The organism is Bradyrhizobium sp. JHI2711 (genome assembly GCF_056156565.1).
Genome location: NZ_JBPZPT010000002.1, coordinates 518,709 through 531,944, shown reverse-complemented (window position 1 = coordinate 531,944; position 13,236 = coordinate 518,709). Strand labels below are relative to the sequence as shown.

12 protein-coding genes are annotated in these 13,236 nt (G+C 64.2%); 5 read left to right on the top strand and 7 right to left on the bottom strand.

Annotated elements, in window-relative coordinates:
- Window positions 1–7 precede the first annotated feature (7 nt).
- Window positions 8–2,218 carry a transglycosylase domain-containing protein gene (locus ACTEK7_RS15045; RefSeq protein ID WP_225148433.1) on the top strand — a complete coding sequence of 737 codons (2,211 nt, stop codon included), beginning with the start codon at window positions 8–10 and terminating at the stop codon, window positions 2,216–2,218.
- Window positions 2,219–2,542: 324 nt separating this feature from the next.
- Here ACTEK7_RS15045 and ACTEK7_RS15040 read toward each other — a convergent pair whose 3' ends face one another.
- The 4 genes from ACTEK7_RS15040 to ACTEK7_RS15025 form a co-directional block, all read right to left on the bottom strand.
- On the bottom strand, window positions 2,543–3,382 hold the full coding sequence (locus tag ACTEK7_RS15040) for a M48 family metallopeptidase (RefSeq protein ID WP_036023974.1): 840 nt from the start codon (window positions 3,380–3,382) through the stop codon (window positions 2,543–2,545).
- Window positions 3,383–3,599: 217 nt separating this feature from the next.
- Window positions 3,600–4,928 carry a polyhydroxyalkanoate depolymerase gene (locus ACTEK7_RS15035; protein WP_036023987.1) on the bottom strand — a complete coding sequence of 443 codons (1,329 nt, stop codon included), beginning with the start codon at window positions 4,926–4,928 and terminating at the stop codon, window positions 3,600–3,602.
- A gap of 121 nt (window positions 4,929–5,049) precedes the next feature.
- Window positions 5,050–5,868 (bottom strand): ABC transporter permease, encoded by an 819-nt coding sequence (locus tag ACTEK7_RS15030; RefSeq protein WP_036002338.1) that lies wholly within the window; start codon window positions 5,866–5,868, stop codon window positions 5,050–5,052.
- 211 nt (window positions 5,869–6,079) lie between these two features.
- On the bottom strand, window positions 6,080–6,883 hold the full coding sequence (locus ACTEK7_RS15025; protein ID WP_225148434.1) for an ABC transporter ATP-binding protein: 804 nt from the start codon (window positions 6,881–6,883) through the stop codon (window positions 6,080–6,082).
- 119 nt (window positions 6,884–7,002) lie between these two features.
- On the opposite strand from ACTEK7_RS15025, the gene ACTEK7_RS15020 reads away from it, so the two are divergent.
- Together ACTEK7_RS15020 and ACTEK7_RS15015 are read left to right on the top strand one after the other, a co-directional pair.
- Complete coding sequence (locus ACTEK7_RS15020; protein WP_225141305.1) at window positions 7,003–8,325, top strand: ActS/PrrB/RegB family redox-sensitive histidine kinase; 1,323 nt, start codon at window positions 7,003–7,005, stop codon at window positions 8,323–8,325.
- Window positions 8,326–8,427: 102 nt separating this feature from the next.
- Window positions 8,428–8,982, top strand: a complete 555-nt coding sequence (locus ACTEK7_RS15015) for an ActR/PrrA/RegA family redox response regulator transcription factor (protein WP_036002403.1) — start codon at window positions 8,428–8,430, stop codon at window positions 8,980–8,982.
- A 207-nt stretch (window positions 8,983–9,189) separates the two neighbouring features.
- Here ACTEK7_RS15015 and ACTEK7_RS15010 read toward each other — a convergent pair whose 3' ends face one another.
- Window positions 9,190–9,678 (bottom strand): MmcB family DNA repair protein, encoded by a 489-nt coding sequence (locus tag ACTEK7_RS15010; protein ID WP_109145569.1) that lies wholly within the window; start codon window positions 9,676–9,678, stop codon window positions 9,190–9,192.
- 200 nt (window positions 9,679–9,878) lie between these two features.
- The gene (locus ACTEK7_RS15005) at window positions 9,879–11,480 is read right to left on the bottom strand and encodes an alpha-amylase family glycosyl hydrolase (protein ID WP_225148435.1); all 1,602 of its coding nucleotides are present in this window, start codon (window positions 11,478–11,480) and stop codon (window positions 9,879–9,881) included.
- A 161-nt stretch (window positions 11,481–11,641) separates the two neighbouring features.
- Here ACTEK7_RS15005 and ACTEK7_RS15000 point away from each other — a divergent pair, with 161 nt between their 5' ends.
- Window positions 11,642–12,334: an MBL fold metallo-hydrolase gene (locus ACTEK7_RS15000; protein WP_036023992.1), complete on the top strand. Its 693-nt coding sequence runs from the start codon at window positions 11,642–11,644 to the stop codon at window positions 12,332–12,334.
- A 2-nt stretch (window positions 12,335–12,336) separates the two neighbouring features.
- Here ACTEK7_RS15000 and ACTEK7_RS14995 read toward each other — a convergent pair whose 3' ends face one another.
- Window positions 12,337–12,705 carry a winged helix-turn-helix transcriptional regulator gene (locus tag ACTEK7_RS14995; protein ID WP_036023994.1) on the bottom strand — a complete coding sequence of 123 codons (369 nt, stop codon included), beginning with the start codon at window positions 12,703–12,705 and terminating at the stop codon, window positions 12,337–12,339.
- A 195-nt stretch (window positions 12,706–12,900) separates the two neighbouring features.
- On the opposite strand from ACTEK7_RS14995, the gene ACTEK7_RS14990 reads away from it, so the two are divergent.
- Window positions 12,901–13,203, top strand: coding sequence for a hypothetical protein (locus ACTEK7_RS14990; RefSeq protein ID WP_225144836.1), 303 nt, complete (start codon window positions 12,901–12,903; stop codon window positions 13,201–13,203).
- Window positions 13,204–13,236 lie beyond the last annotated feature (33 nt).

The following is a 13,236-nucleotide window of genomic DNA, read 5'->3' as shown; positions in this document are numbered from 1 at the left end:
TTTGCGTATGGCGTGGGGAAAGAAAAAGGGTGCGCGGAAGGAGCCGCTGTTCGGCTTGCCCGCGGCGCTCGCCGATCTGCGGCTCACCCCGGCAGACCGCGTTCCCGGCGGCGACGACAAGCCGAAAAAATCCGCGAAACCATCCGCCAAGCGCAAGAGCGAGGATGCCGGCACCGAGCCGCCGCGCGAGCGCAAGGCGCCAGCCGGCCGCAGCGGCGCCAAGCGTCGAGCGAAGTCGCGTGGCGGGTTCGGTCTCGGCCGCCTGGTCTATTGGGGCGCGGTGCTGAGCCTGTGGGGCGTCATCGCGGTGATCGGCGTCGTGATCTATGTCGGCGCGCATCTGCCGCCGATCCAGTCGCTGGAGATCCCGAAGCGCCCGCCAACGATCCAGATCGTCGGCATCGACGGCAGCATTCTGGCCCAGCGCGGCGAGATGGCCGGCGCCAATGTCGCGCTGAAGGATCTGCCGCCGTATTTGCCCAAGGCGTTCATCGCGATCGAGGATCGCCGCTTCTATTCGCATTTCGGCATCGACCCGGTCGGCATCCTGCGCGCGCTCGTCACCAATTTGCTTCATCGCGGCGTCTCGCAGGGCGGCTCGACCTTGACGCAGCAGCTCGCGAAGAACCTGTTCCTGACCCAGGAGCGCACCATCCAGCGCAAGCTCCAGGAGGTGGAGCTCGCGATCTGGCTGGAGCGCAAGCATTCCAAGGACGAGATCCTGGAGCTTTATCTCAACCGCGTCTATTTCGGCTCCGGCGCCTACGGCGTCGAGGCGGCAGCGCAGAAATATTTCGGCAAGTCGGCGAAGGCCGTGACCGTCGCGGAAGCCGCGATGCTGGCCGGCCTCGTCAAGTCGCCATCCCGCCTTGCCCCGAACCGCAATCCGGAAGGTGCCGAAGCGCGGGCCCAGATCGTGCTCGCGGCGATGGCGGATGCGAAGTTCATCACCGACGCGCAGGCGAAGGCCTCGATCGGCCATCCCTCCTACAACGTGAAGCCGGCCGGCGCCGGCACGGTGAACTATGTCGCCGACTGGATCGGCGAGGTGCTGGACGATCTGGTCGGGCAGATCGACGAGAGCATCAAGGTCGAGACCACGATCGATCCGAAACTGCAGAGCGTGGCGGAAGCCGCCATCATCGACGAGCTCGCGGCCAAGAGCGTGAAGTTCAACGTCAGCCAGGGCGCGCTGGTCGCCATGACGCCCGACGGCGCAGTGCGCGCCATGGTGGGCGGGCGGAACTATTCCGACAGCCAGTACAACCGCGCGGTCACCGCAAAACGTCAGCCGGGCTCCTCGTTCAAGCCGTTCGTGTACCTGACCGCGCTCGAGCAGGGGCTGACGCCCGACACCATGCGCCAGGACGCGCCGATCGAGGTCAAGGGCTGGCGTCCTGAGAACTACACCCATGAATATTTCGGCGCGGTGACGCTGACCCAGGCGCTGGCGATGTCGCTCAACACCGTCGCGATCCGTCTTGGCCTCGAGGTCGGGCCGAAGAACGTGGTGCGCACCGCACACCGCCTCGGCATCTCCTCCAAGCTCGAGCCCAACGCCTCGATCGCGCTCGGCACCTCCGAAGTCTCCATGGTCGAGCTGGTCGGCGCCTATGCGCCGTTCGCCAATGGCGGCCTCGCCGTGGCGCCGCATGTCGTCACAAGGATCAGGACAGTCAGCGGCAAGCTGCTCTACATGCGCCAGGCGGAGGAGCGCAACCAGGTCATCGACCCCCGCCATGTCGGCATGATGAACGCGATGATGCGGGAGACGCTTGTTTCGGGCACTGCCAAGAAGGCGGAGATCCCGGGCTGGCCGGCGGCGGGCAAAACCGGCACCAGCCAGGATTATCGCGACGCCTGGTTCATCGGCTACACCGCGAGTCTCGTCACCGGCGTCTGGCTCGGCAACGACGACAACTCGCCGACCAAGAAGGCGACCGGCGGCGGCCTGCCGGTCGAAGTCTGGTCGCGCTTCATGAAGGCCGCGCACGAGGGCGTGCCGGTGGCGGCGTTGCCGAGCTCACCCGGCGGCTGGGGCCTGTCGAACCTCGCGCAGGCGGCCTCGCAGGTGTCGCCGCCGACGCCCGCGGCACCGCCACAACCGAACGCCGGCGGCTATCGCCCGCCGCCTCCGACGCGCGCCAATGTGCGCCCCGAGGCGGCAGCCGGGCTCGATGGCTGGCTGATGGACCGGCTGTTCGGCGGGAATCGGTAGTTGTGGGTTGGGACCCTTCGGGCCTCAAAGCACAAACTGCGAAAACAACCCCATGCACAGTAGAAGACGAGGTCCGGCGCGATGCGCGCTGGATGCTGCGAAGCGGTTGATGCGCCGGGATTAATCAGGCAAGCGGCGCAATCGTCGCGAAGTGTGGCGATAATGGAGCGGTGATGCCTGCCCACTCTCTCCTGTCATTCCCCGCGAAGGCGGGGAATCCAGTACTCCGAGGCATCGAGATTCATAACGGCTGCTGCGGCGTACTGGATCGCCCGCCTTCGCGGGCGATGACAGCGCTGGGAGCGCGGCCTGATCTGCGAGGAACTAATCCTCGACGCCATACCGGTGCAGATCATTCCCGTACGTGTCGAGCCACTTCTTGGCGCGCTCCATCGACGGGCAGACCTTGCCGCAGACGCGCCAGAAGCGCGGCGAGTGGTTCATCTCGACGAGATGGGCGACTTCGTGCGCGGCGAGGTAGTCGAGCACGAAGGGCGGGGCGAGGATCAGCCGCCAGGAGAACGACAGCGAGCCGGCCGAGGTGCAGGAGCCCCAGCGGCTGGACTGATCGCGGATCGAGAGGCGCTTGACCCTGACCCCGAGCTCGGCCGCGTAGACCTCCGCCGAGCGCTGCAGGTCGCGGCGCGCCTCGCGCTTGAGGAAATCGCTGACGCGCCGATCGACATGCTCGAGGCCGCCGGCGACGCAGAGAATGCGCTCACCGCTGTCACGCACCTCGGTCCACACCGTGCCGCGGGTGCCGGCGCGATGAACGATGCGATGCGGCGTCCCGCGCAGCGGTATCACCGTGCCCGGCTGGAACGGTGCGGCCTTCGGCAAGCGGCCGAGGCGCGCTGCGATCCACGCACCGTGACGCTGTGCGAAGTCCTTGGCCTCCGCAAGCGTGCCGCGCGGCGGCATGGTGAGGATGGCTTCGCGGTCGCTCGGATGGATTCGGAGCGTGTAACGGCGCGCGCGGCGGTGCCGGCGCAGCCGAATCGCAAAAAATTGCGATCCGTGGGTGATGACGAGGGTCTTCGGTTCGTGGGGCCTACGATAAAGGAGTGCGCGGGTGGCCATGTCTGTCAGTCCGGGGGGCAGGAGGGCGCCCGGATTCTGCCATAACCGCCGCCATGGGAAGCGCTCGGCGCAAAAACAAATCATTTGCCCAATATACAGCGGTCAGGCGTCCGGGAGACCCTACAGACTGGGGTTGGAACCGGCTTTTTTCGCCCCCGCTGGACGCATGCAACACCCCCAAGGGGTGAGGGCTGACTCACTCCTATAAAGCTACCTAAATACCGCGAATCTGGCGTGGAGTTGCGCCCGCCGGAGGCCGCGACAGGGGCCTAAATTTCGACGGGAAAGCCGAAATTCGAGGTTATTCAGCCGCAAGCGCCTGCAACGAAGCAGGATTCGCAGCCGAAACCATGAAGTCGTGAATCCGTGGCACGATCTCCGATTTGAAACGCGATCCATTGAACACGCCGTAATGTCCGACGCCCTTCTGGACGTAATGAACGCGGCGATGATCGGGAATCGCGCTGCACAATGTGTGCGTCGCCTCGGTCTGACCGAGACCGGAGATGTCGTCGTTCTCGCCTTCGACCGTCATCAACGCGACGCGCTTGACCTTGGAAGGATCGACGCGGGTTCCGCGATGGGTCATCTCGCCCTTCGGCAACGAGTGCTTCACGAACACGGTGTCGACGGTCTGCAGGTAATACTCGGCCGACAGATCCATCACCGCGAGATATTCGTCGTAGAAGTCGCGATGCTTGTCGGCGAGATCGCCGTCGCCCTTCACCAGATGGGCAAACAGCTGCTTGTGGGCATCCATGTGCCGGTCGAGATTCATGCTGATGAAGCCGTTGAGCTGCAAGAATCCTGGATAGACGTCGCGCATCATGCCCGGATGCGGGAACGGCACTTTGGTGATGACGTGGTTGCGGAACCAGTCGATGCCGCGCTCCTGGGCGAGATTGTTCACCGCTGTCGGATTGCGGCGGGTGTCGATCGGGCCGCCCATCAGCGTCATTGAGGTCGGCACGAACGGATCGCGCCGCGCTTCCATGATCGAGACCGCCGCGACGACGGGCACGGAGGGCTGGCACACCGCCATCACGTGGGTGTTGCCGCCAAGCACATGCAGCATCTCGATGACATAGTCGATGTAATCGTCGAGATCGAAGCGGCCTTCGCTCAAGGGCACCATGCGGGCATCGGCCCAGTCGGTGATGTAGACCTCATGCGCCGGCAGGAAGGCTTCGACCGTGCCGCGCAGCAGCGTCGCATAATGGCCGGACATCGGCGCCACGATCAGCACACGCGGTTGCGGACTGCGCAGCGGACGGGCGAACTTGCGGTCGAAGTAGAGCAGCTTGCAGAACGGCTTTTCCCAGACCGAGCGGATCTCGACGGGGACCCGGATGCCGTTGACCTCGGTGTCGTTGAGACCCCATTCCGGCTTGCCGTAGCGGCGCGTGGTGCGCTCGAACAATTCGCAGGCCGCGGCGACCGACTTGCCGACCTCGGTGCGCGACCAGGGATTGAGGGGGTTCTGAAACAGCAGCTTGGTCGCGTCGGTGACCGCACGCGCCGGATTGAGAGAGGCGTGCGCCATCTCGTACATCCAGTACATCGGCGTCGTCAGGGCCGGACTGCCTTCTGCCGCCAGGGGCGGTGCGCCGCCGAACTCACCAATAGGCATCGTCATATTCCTCTTCGCATCGCAGCATACTGCCGAATGCGTAATATTGCGTCAATGCATGGTTCCGTACATCTACGTGCCGAAAGCCGCCAAATCAGCCTGAATCCACGGGAAAGTGACTTTATTCACCGCCCGACAGCAGCGAGCCGTGCCGCTTTGCGCTGCGCAAAAGGGCAAGGAATGCCCCAAAAGATGCAACCAAAAGGACGGCGTTGATGAGCAACGCCTCCATCATCAGATCGCTCCTAAAGGTCTGCTCGATCAGCAGCGCGCGCATGCCCTCGAAGGCATAGGTCGGCGGCAACGCCCAGGCGACGTATTGCAGCCACACCGGCAACACGCTGACGGGGTAGTAGACGCAGGCAAGCGGCAGGATTGCGAACATCAAGGTCCAGACGATGCTCTCGGCGCCGAGGCCGTTACGCACCACGAGGCCCGAGACGAAGATGCCGACCGACCAGCTCGTGAAGATCAGATTGCAGAAGAACGCGATCAGGGGCAGGCCGAGGGCATAGATGTTGAAGTGAAACAGGAACAGCGCGAGCAGGGTCATCGGAATGATGCCGATCGCAAGCCGGATCAGGCTCATGACCATGAGCGCCAACAGAAACTCGATCGGCCTCAAGGGGCTCATCATGAGATTGCCGAGGTTGCGCGCCCACATCTCCTCCAAGAACGAGATGGAGAAGCCGAGCTGGCCGCGGAACAGGATGTCCCAGAGGATGACGGCGCCGATCAGCGTGCCGCCGGCGCGCGCGAAGAAATTGGCGTTCTCGGCGATGTAATACTGGAGAAAGCCCCAGGTGATGACCTGCAGCGCCGGCCAATAGAGCAGCTCGAGCAGCCGCGGCCAGGACGACAGCAGCAGATACCAATAGCGCAGGATCATCGCGCCGATGCGGTGGAGCGAGATGCCGCGGTGGAGGGAGAGCTCGGTCATGGCCGTACCCCGTGGCCGGGATGGAAAGTGTCATCCCGGGGCGCGACGTAGTCGCGAACCCGGGATCCATAATCACAGGATTGAATTTGGCGAAGACTCGGATTTACCAGTCTCGCCTCACAGCTGCCGCCTGTGGTTATGGATTCCGGGCTCGCGCTCCGCGCGCCCCGGAATGACGTCGCTCCATTGAAGTTACGATTACAGCTCTCCCTCACCGCACCGCCTCCTTCGCGCCGTTTGCCCTGCCGCGGGCGACGTCGAGAAACACCTCCTCCAGCGTGGTGCGGTTGTAGCGGGCCATGATCGCCGCGGGGGTATCGTCGTCCTCGATGCGGCCGCGCTTCATGATGATGACGCGGTCGCAGAGCCGCTCGACCTCGAGCATGTTGTGCGAGGCCAGGAGAATGGTGGCGTTGTTGTCCCGGCGATACCGCTCCAGGTGCGCCCGCACCCAATCGGCGGTATCGGGATCGAGCGAGGCGGTCGGCTCGTCCAGGAGCAGCAGCTCGGGCTGATTGATCAGCGCCTTCGCCAGCGCAACGCGGGTCTTCTGCCCGGCGGAGAGCTTGCCGTTGGCGCGGTCGATGAAATCGCCGAGGTCGAGATCGGCGGCGAGCCTGGCAATGCGCTCAGTGAGGTTCTTCACCGCATAGAGCTTGCCGAACACGGTGAGGTTCTGCCGCACCGTGAGCCGCATCGGCATATCCACATAGGGGCTTTCGAAATTCATCCGCCCCAGCACGGACGCACTCTCGTCCGGCATCTCGTGACCGAGCACCTGCACGCGGCCGGAGGTCGGCAGCACCAAGCCCATGATCATCGCGATGGTCGTGGTCTTGCCGGCGCCGTTGCCGCCGAGCAGCCCGGTGATGCTGCCGCGCGGCAGCGAGAAGGAGATGTCGTCGACGGCGCGGGTCTGCTTGTAGACCTTGACGAGGTGATCGACGGCAATTGCCGCGGACGAATCTCGATCCGCGACAGTCGGCGGACTTGAAGCCTTGCCATTCTCGGTCATGCTGGCCGTTCTTCTGCTATTGCATCGGCGAGCGCAAGGCTCGATGTAAGGGCTCCTCACCGGGCGGTTCCGTCAGCCCGGCGTCCGTGACCTTAGAAGGCGCCGCCACATTGGCCGATATGACCAAAATTGCCGATTCCGACTTCCATCACGCGCAGCGGCATATCCGGCTGGACACGATCCTGCGGCTGCGCTGGCTGGCGGTGCTGGGGCAGCTCGCCGCGATCTTCATCGTGGCCCAGGGGCTGGAGTTCAACGTCGAGATCATTCCCTGCGTCAGCATCATCGCGCTCTCGGCGGCGCTCAACCTCGCACTCCAGACCGCAGCCAATCCGATGCAGCGGCTGGAGCCGATGCAGGCGGCCGGCCTGCTCGCGCTGAACATCGTCGAGCTGGCCGGCCTGTTGTTCTTCACCGGCGGACTGCAGAACCCGTTCTCGTTCCTGTTCCTCGCGCCCGTGCTGATCTCGGCCACGGCGCTGCCGGCCCGTTTCACCTTCGGCCTCGGCCTGCTCGCGGTGGCCTGCGCGTCGATCCTGTTCTTCTTCCATTTTCCGCTGCCGTGGGATTCCGAGGATCCCCTGGTGCTGCCGCCGGTCTATCTCGTCGGGGTCTGGCTTTCGATTGCGCTCGCGATCGGCGTCACCAGCCTCTACTCGTTCCAGGTGACCGAGGAGGCGCGCAAGCTTGCGGACGCGCTGGCCGCAACCGAACTGGTGCTGACGCGCGAGCAGCACCTGACCCAGCTCGACGGTCTTGCCGCCGCGGCCGCACACGAGCTCGGCACGCCGCTCGCGACGATCTTCCTGATCTCGCGCGAGCTGGAAAAGACGGTGAAGGAGCCAAGCATCGCCGCCGACCTGAAGACCTTGCGCGAGCAGACCCAGCGCTGCCGCGACATCCTCAGCAAGATCACCCAGCTTTCCCCCACCGGCGCGCCGTTCGACCACATGAAGCTGTCGGAGCTGATCGAGGAGGTGGTGGCGCCGCATCGCGATTTCGGCGTCGAGATCAAGGTGCGGATCGCGGTGGCCGCGGCGGCGGAGCCGGTCGGCTCGCGCAATCCCGCCATCCTCTACGGCATCGGCAACATCGTCGAGAATGCGGTCGATTTCGCCCGCACCACCGTCGAGGTGAACGCCTGGTGGAACCAGGACCATATCGAGCTCGTGATCTCCGACGACGGACCGGGCATTCCACCCGATATCCTCAACCGGATCGGCGAGCCCTATCTGTCGCGGCGACGCCCCCAGGATGATGGTGGCGGCGAACGGCGCGGCCTCGGCCTCGGCGTCTTCATCGCGCGCACCTTGCTGGAGCGCACCGGCGCGAAGGTCTCGTTTACCAACCGAATCTTTCCGGACCATGGTGCGGTGGTTCAGATCACATGGCCGAGACAGCGTTTTGAGGCTATCGAGACGCTCGAAGAAACAATAGGATAGCCGCGACCTTGCGTCGCACAACGGGGCGGGTCGACCATTTGCCGCCTTGGCACCGCGCGATTGCGACGCCATATGTCGATGCGCTGGAGAGAGGAAACAACCTTGAACGCCATTGCCGACCTGAACGAACAGACCGACCGCTCGCTGCTCATCGTTGAAGACGACAAGCCGTTTCTGGAGCGTTTGTCACGGGCCATGGAGAGCCGCGGCTTTTCGGTGACATCATGCGACACGGTCTCGGACGGGCTCGCGCAGATCGGCAAATCGGCGCCGGCGTTCGCGGTGGTGGATCTGCGGCTCGGCGACGGCAACGGCCTCGACGTGGTCTCGGCGCTCAAGAAGAAGCGGCCGGATGCGCGCGCGATCGTGCTGACCGGCTACGGCAACATCGCCACTGCGGTGACCGCAGTGAAGATGGGCGCGATCGATTATCTCTCCAAGCCCGCGGATGCCGACGACGTCGTCGCCGCACTGCTGTCGACCAACACGGACAAATCCGAGCTGCCGGCCAACCCGATGTCGGCCGACCGCGTCCGCTGGGAGCACATCCAACGCATCTACGAGATGTGCAATCGCAACGTCTCGGAAACGGCGCGCCGGCTCAACATGCACCGGCGTACCTTGCAGCGGATCCTGGCGAAGCGCGCGCCGAGGTAGCGGTCGCATAGGGTGGGCAAAGGCGCGAAGCGCCGTGCCCACGTTCTCTATTTCGATCCTGATTAATTTTTATTGGTGGGCACGCTTCGCTTTGCCCACCCTACGACACTGCGTAGCCCGGATGGAGCGCAGCGTAATCCGGGATTGGCGCGACGGGCTGCAATTGTCCCGGATTGCGCTGCGCTCCATCCGGGCTACGAAGTCAGCCTACTCCCAGAAATCCGCATGGCCCTGCGGATCGACCAGGCGGTTGATCCGCAAGGCCGCCGTCATCGCGAAACGTACCGTCATCTGCTTGCGTGTGGCGGCGGCGAGCTTGTGCTCGGGTGCCTCGCAATGCAGGTGCGCGCCGTAGGCGTCGGCGACGATCAGGCCGGTGTCATCGGGGAAGATCTCGCACGGCAGATCCTGCGTGAAGGCGAAGAACAGCCGGTCGCAATGGGCGCGGTATTCGTGCCATTTCTGATCGGCGCGCAAATCCTCGACCGACGACTTGATCTCGACGATCCAGATCTCGCCGCGCTCGTTCAGCGCGACGAGATCGGCGCGCCGGCCCGACGGCAGCGGCAATTCGCTGATGCAGGAGAAGCCGAGCGAGCGCAACAGACGCGCGGTGCCGCGCGCGATCGCCAGCGCCGTCTCCGACTGGCGACGATCCGGCGGCGGCACGAGTGTGATGCGGGCGGTGTTGTCCATGGCGGGAGAATAGCCGATTCCATCCCGCCCGTCATTCCGGGACGCGCGCAGCGCGAGCCCGGAATCCATAACCACAGGGAGACGTGTGGGGCAAAGCGGGCAACTCCGAGTCGTCGCAAAACTTCTTCCTGTGGTTATGGGTCCTCAGATGCGCAATTGCGCATCATAGCTCGCGACTTCGTCGCGCCCCGGGACGACAGTCAGGCGGGCGCCGCCACCACCACGCCCTCGTTGCCGCGCAGGTCCAGCACGCCTTCGATCTCCTCACCTTCGCGATCCAGGAACGTCGACAGCAAGATGCTGCTGCCGAAACGGATCGCGCTGGTGGTCACCGCGACCGGATCGGGGCCGAGATTGAGCGCGACGATCACGGCCTTGCCGCCGGCCGCGCGGCGATAGATCAGCAGATCGCCTTGCGCGGCGATCGGATGATAATCGCCCGTGACCAGCGGGGGGCAGCTCTTCCGCAAGCCGATCAGGCGCTTGTAGAGATTGAGGATCGAACGCGGATCGGCTTCGAGATTGGCGACATTCTCGCGGATGTGGTCCTCCGGCAGCGGCAGCCAGGGCCTTGCTTGCGAAAAACCTGCGAAGTTCGAGGAATCCCATTGCATCGGCGTGCGGCAGCCGTCGCGGCCGACACCGATGCCGGGGACGTTCTTCTCGAAGGGATCGCGCACGTCCTCCGGCGCGATCGCGAGCTGGTGCATGCCGATCTCGTCACCGTAGTAAAGCGTCGGCGTGCCGCGCAGCGTCAGCAGCAGCATGGCCGCGACGCGGGCCTGCTCGGGCCCGACGCGGCTCGCGACGCGCGGACGATCGTGATTGCCGAGCACCCAGTTCGGCCAGGCGCCGCGCGGCAATGCCTTTTCGTAATCCTCGATGATCTTTTCGATCGAGCGGGCGCTCCAGAACGTCGAGAGCAGCGCGAAGTTGAACGGCATCTGCGCGCCGGTGAGATCGTTGCCGTAATAGGCCACGAGCCGGTGCAGCGGCAGATAGATTTCGCCGATCAAGACGCGCGCGCCATAGGAATCGGTGACGCGCCGCATCTCGGCGATAACGTCATGCACCTCCGGCTGGTCGGTAGAATATTGCGTGAGGATTTTTTCGTTCGGCGGACGGCCCTCGACGTAGTGCGGGTTGGCCGGATTGTCGCGGAATTCGGCGTCCTTGATCAGGTGCCAGATCACGTCGACGCGAAAGCCGTCGACGCCCTTGTCGAGCCAGAACCGCATCACGTCGTAGATCGCTTTGCGGACGTCCGGATTGCGCCAGTTGAGATCCGGCTGCTGGGCGAGGAAGGCGTGGTAGTAATATTGTCCCGTGGTCTCGTCGAAAGCCCACGCACTGCCGCCGAACTCGGACAACCAATTGTTCGGAACGCCGCCGCCTGGCGCAGGATCGCGCCAGATGTACCAGTCGCGCTTGGGATTGTCGCGCGAGGACCGGCTCAGGGCGAACCAGGGATGCTGGTCGGAGGTGTGGTTCGGCACGAGGTCGAGGATCAGCTTCAGGCCGTTGTCGTGGGCGGCCGCGAGCAACGCGTCGAAATCGGCCATCGTGCCGAACAGCGGCTCGATGCCGACATAGTCCGAGATGTCGTAGCCGAAATCGGCCATCGGCGAGGGAAAGATCGGCGACAGCCAGATCGCATCGACGCCGAGCGACTTGACGTAAGGCAGCCTCTTGAGGATGCCGGCGAGATCGCCGACGCCGTCACCGTCCGAGTCCTGAAACGAGCGCGGATAGATCTGATAGAAGATGCCATCGCGCCACCAATTCTCGTTGTCGTGAGCCATGCCGAAGACCACCCAAATCTGACGCCTTGCGCGGGAGAACGCGACAGCAACGCCCCGGTTCAAATTGGCAGGCCAATTGGGACGGCCGTGTGACGGTTGTTCCCTGGCACGGGCCCGAATCTTTTGCTTGGCGGCCCGGCAAAAATCGGCATTGTGAGGCCATGACCGAGCAAAACGACAGCCAAGAATCCCGGCAAGAATCCCGGCAAGCCAAGGCGGGCGCGATCATCGTTCCCGTGACGCTGTTCGAGCAGAACTGCACCATCATCTGGGACGAGCCTTCCAAGAAGGCCGTGGTGATCGATCCCGGCGGCGACGTGCCGAAGATCCTGGATGCGATCAAGCAGACCGGCGTCACGGTGGAGAAGATCTGGCTGACCCACGGCCATATCGACCATGTCGGCGGCGCGGCCGAGCTGCGCGATGCGCTGACGGTGCCGATCGAGGGACCGCATGTCGCGGACAAGTTCCTGCTCGACAACGTCGTGGCGAGCGGCGCGCGCTTCGGCATGACGGGAGGACGCGATTTCACGCCCGACCGCTGGCTCGACGAGGGCGACAGCGTGTCGATCGGCGGCTTGCAGTTCGACATCCTGCATTGTCCGGGTCATTCGCCCGGCAGCGTGGTGTTCTTCAACAAGGATCTGCGGTTTGCCCATGTCGGCGACGTCCTGTTCGCCGGCTCGGTCGGACGCACCGACCTGCCCGGCGGCAGTCACGCCACGCTGATCAGTTCGATCAAGACGAAATTGCTGCCGCTCGGCGACGATGTCGGCTTCATCTGCGGCCACGGCGCCGGCTCGAGCATCGGCCAGGAACGGATGACCAATCCGTTCATCACCGGCGAGATGTAGGCTTATTCAGCGGCGTCCGCGAGTGCCGTCGCCTCACCGAGATTGCGCTCGCCCCACTCGCGGATTGCGGCAACGACGGGGACGAAGCTCTTGCCCTTGCGCGTCAGGCGGTACTCGACCTTCGGCGGCACCTCGCCGAAATCCTTGCGGTCGATCAGGCCGCTCATCGTCAACGCCTTCAATTCGCGGCTGAGCACGCGCGGGGTGATCTCGGCGCTGCCTGACGCGCCGCGCAGCAAGCCGCTTCTGATCTCGCCGTAGCGGCGCGGGCCGTCCTTGAGGTCCCAGACGATGCGCAGCTTGTATTTGCCGCTGATCATCTTCTGAAACGCCGCGACCGGACAGGTGCGCGCGGGAGACATCTTCGCCATGTCGTTTCCTCCACGTGGAAGATTCTTGTTTTGACGCGTTTTCTTTACGCGAACCGGTATCCACTTCGCTCGAAAACGCTATGCGATGAGGATAGGAGCAACGGCGAAAAAGTCCATACTATCAATTTTGTCCATACTTGCGGGATCGTATCAAGCGCGCAGATGATGACGCACAAGACGAACAGGGAGCGTCACATGAAGCACTTCATGATCAGATACGCGTTCAAGAACGGCACGACGGAGGAGTGGCACCGCGAGATCGGCCGCTTCATCGCGGCGATCGACGCCGATGCGGAGCTGAAGGGGAGGATCGGTTATCGTTGCCTGAAGCATCGCGACGACGGCAGCTATCTCCACTTCGCCAGCGTCGCCGACGATGCTGCGCAGAAAACGCTGCAATCGCGCGACTTCTTCAAGCACTACCAGGAGGTGACGCGGAAGGTCGCGGGCGGCGAGATCAGCGTGACGCCGGTCGAGGTGATCGATCAGACGGGGTAGCTTTTCGCGGAGCTGAATTGAAGCCGCCGCTAC

Coding starts and splice junctions, on each gene's coding strand:
- ACTEK7_RS15045 (WP_225148433.1), top strand. CDS start 8: ATGGCGTGGGGAAAGAAAAAGGGTGCGCGGAAGGAGCCGCTGTTCGGC.
- ACTEK7_RS15040 (WP_036023974.1), bottom strand. CDS start 3,382: ATGATTTGTTTTTGCGCCGAGCGCTTCCCATGGCGGCGGTTATGGCAG.
- ACTEK7_RS15035 (WP_036023987.1), bottom strand. CDS start 4,928: ATGCCTATTGGTGAGTTCGGCGGCGCACCGCCCCTGGCGGCAGAAGGC.
- ACTEK7_RS15030 (WP_036002338.1), bottom strand. CDS start 5,868: ATGACCGAGCTCTCCCTCCACCGCGGCATCTCGCTCCACCGCATCGGC.
- ACTEK7_RS15025 (WP_225148434.1), bottom strand. CDS start 6,883: ATGACCGAGAATGGCAAGGCTTCAAGTCCGCCGACTGTCGCGGATCGA.
- ACTEK7_RS15020 (WP_225141305.1), top strand. CDS start 7,003: ATGACCAAAATTGCCGATTCCGACTTCCATCACGCGCAGCGGCATATC.
- ACTEK7_RS15010 (WP_109145569.1), bottom strand. CDS start 9,678: ATGGACAACACCGCCCGCATCACACTCGTGCCGCCGCCGGATCGTCGC.
- ACTEK7_RS15005 (WP_225148435.1), bottom strand. CDS start 11,480: ATGGCTCACGACAACGAGAATTGGTGGCGCGATGGCATCTTCTATCAG.
- ACTEK7_RS15000 (WP_036023992.1), top strand. CDS start 11,642: ATGACCGAGCAAAACGACAGCCAAGAATCCCGGCAAGAATCCCGGCAA.
- ACTEK7_RS14995 (WP_036023994.1), bottom strand. CDS start 12,705: ATGGCGAAGATGTCTCCCGCGCGCACCTGTCCGGTCGCGGCGTTTCAG.
- ACTEK7_RS14990 (WP_225144836.1), top strand. CDS start 12,901: ATGAAGCACTTCATGATCAGATACGCGTTCAAGAACGGCACGACGGAG.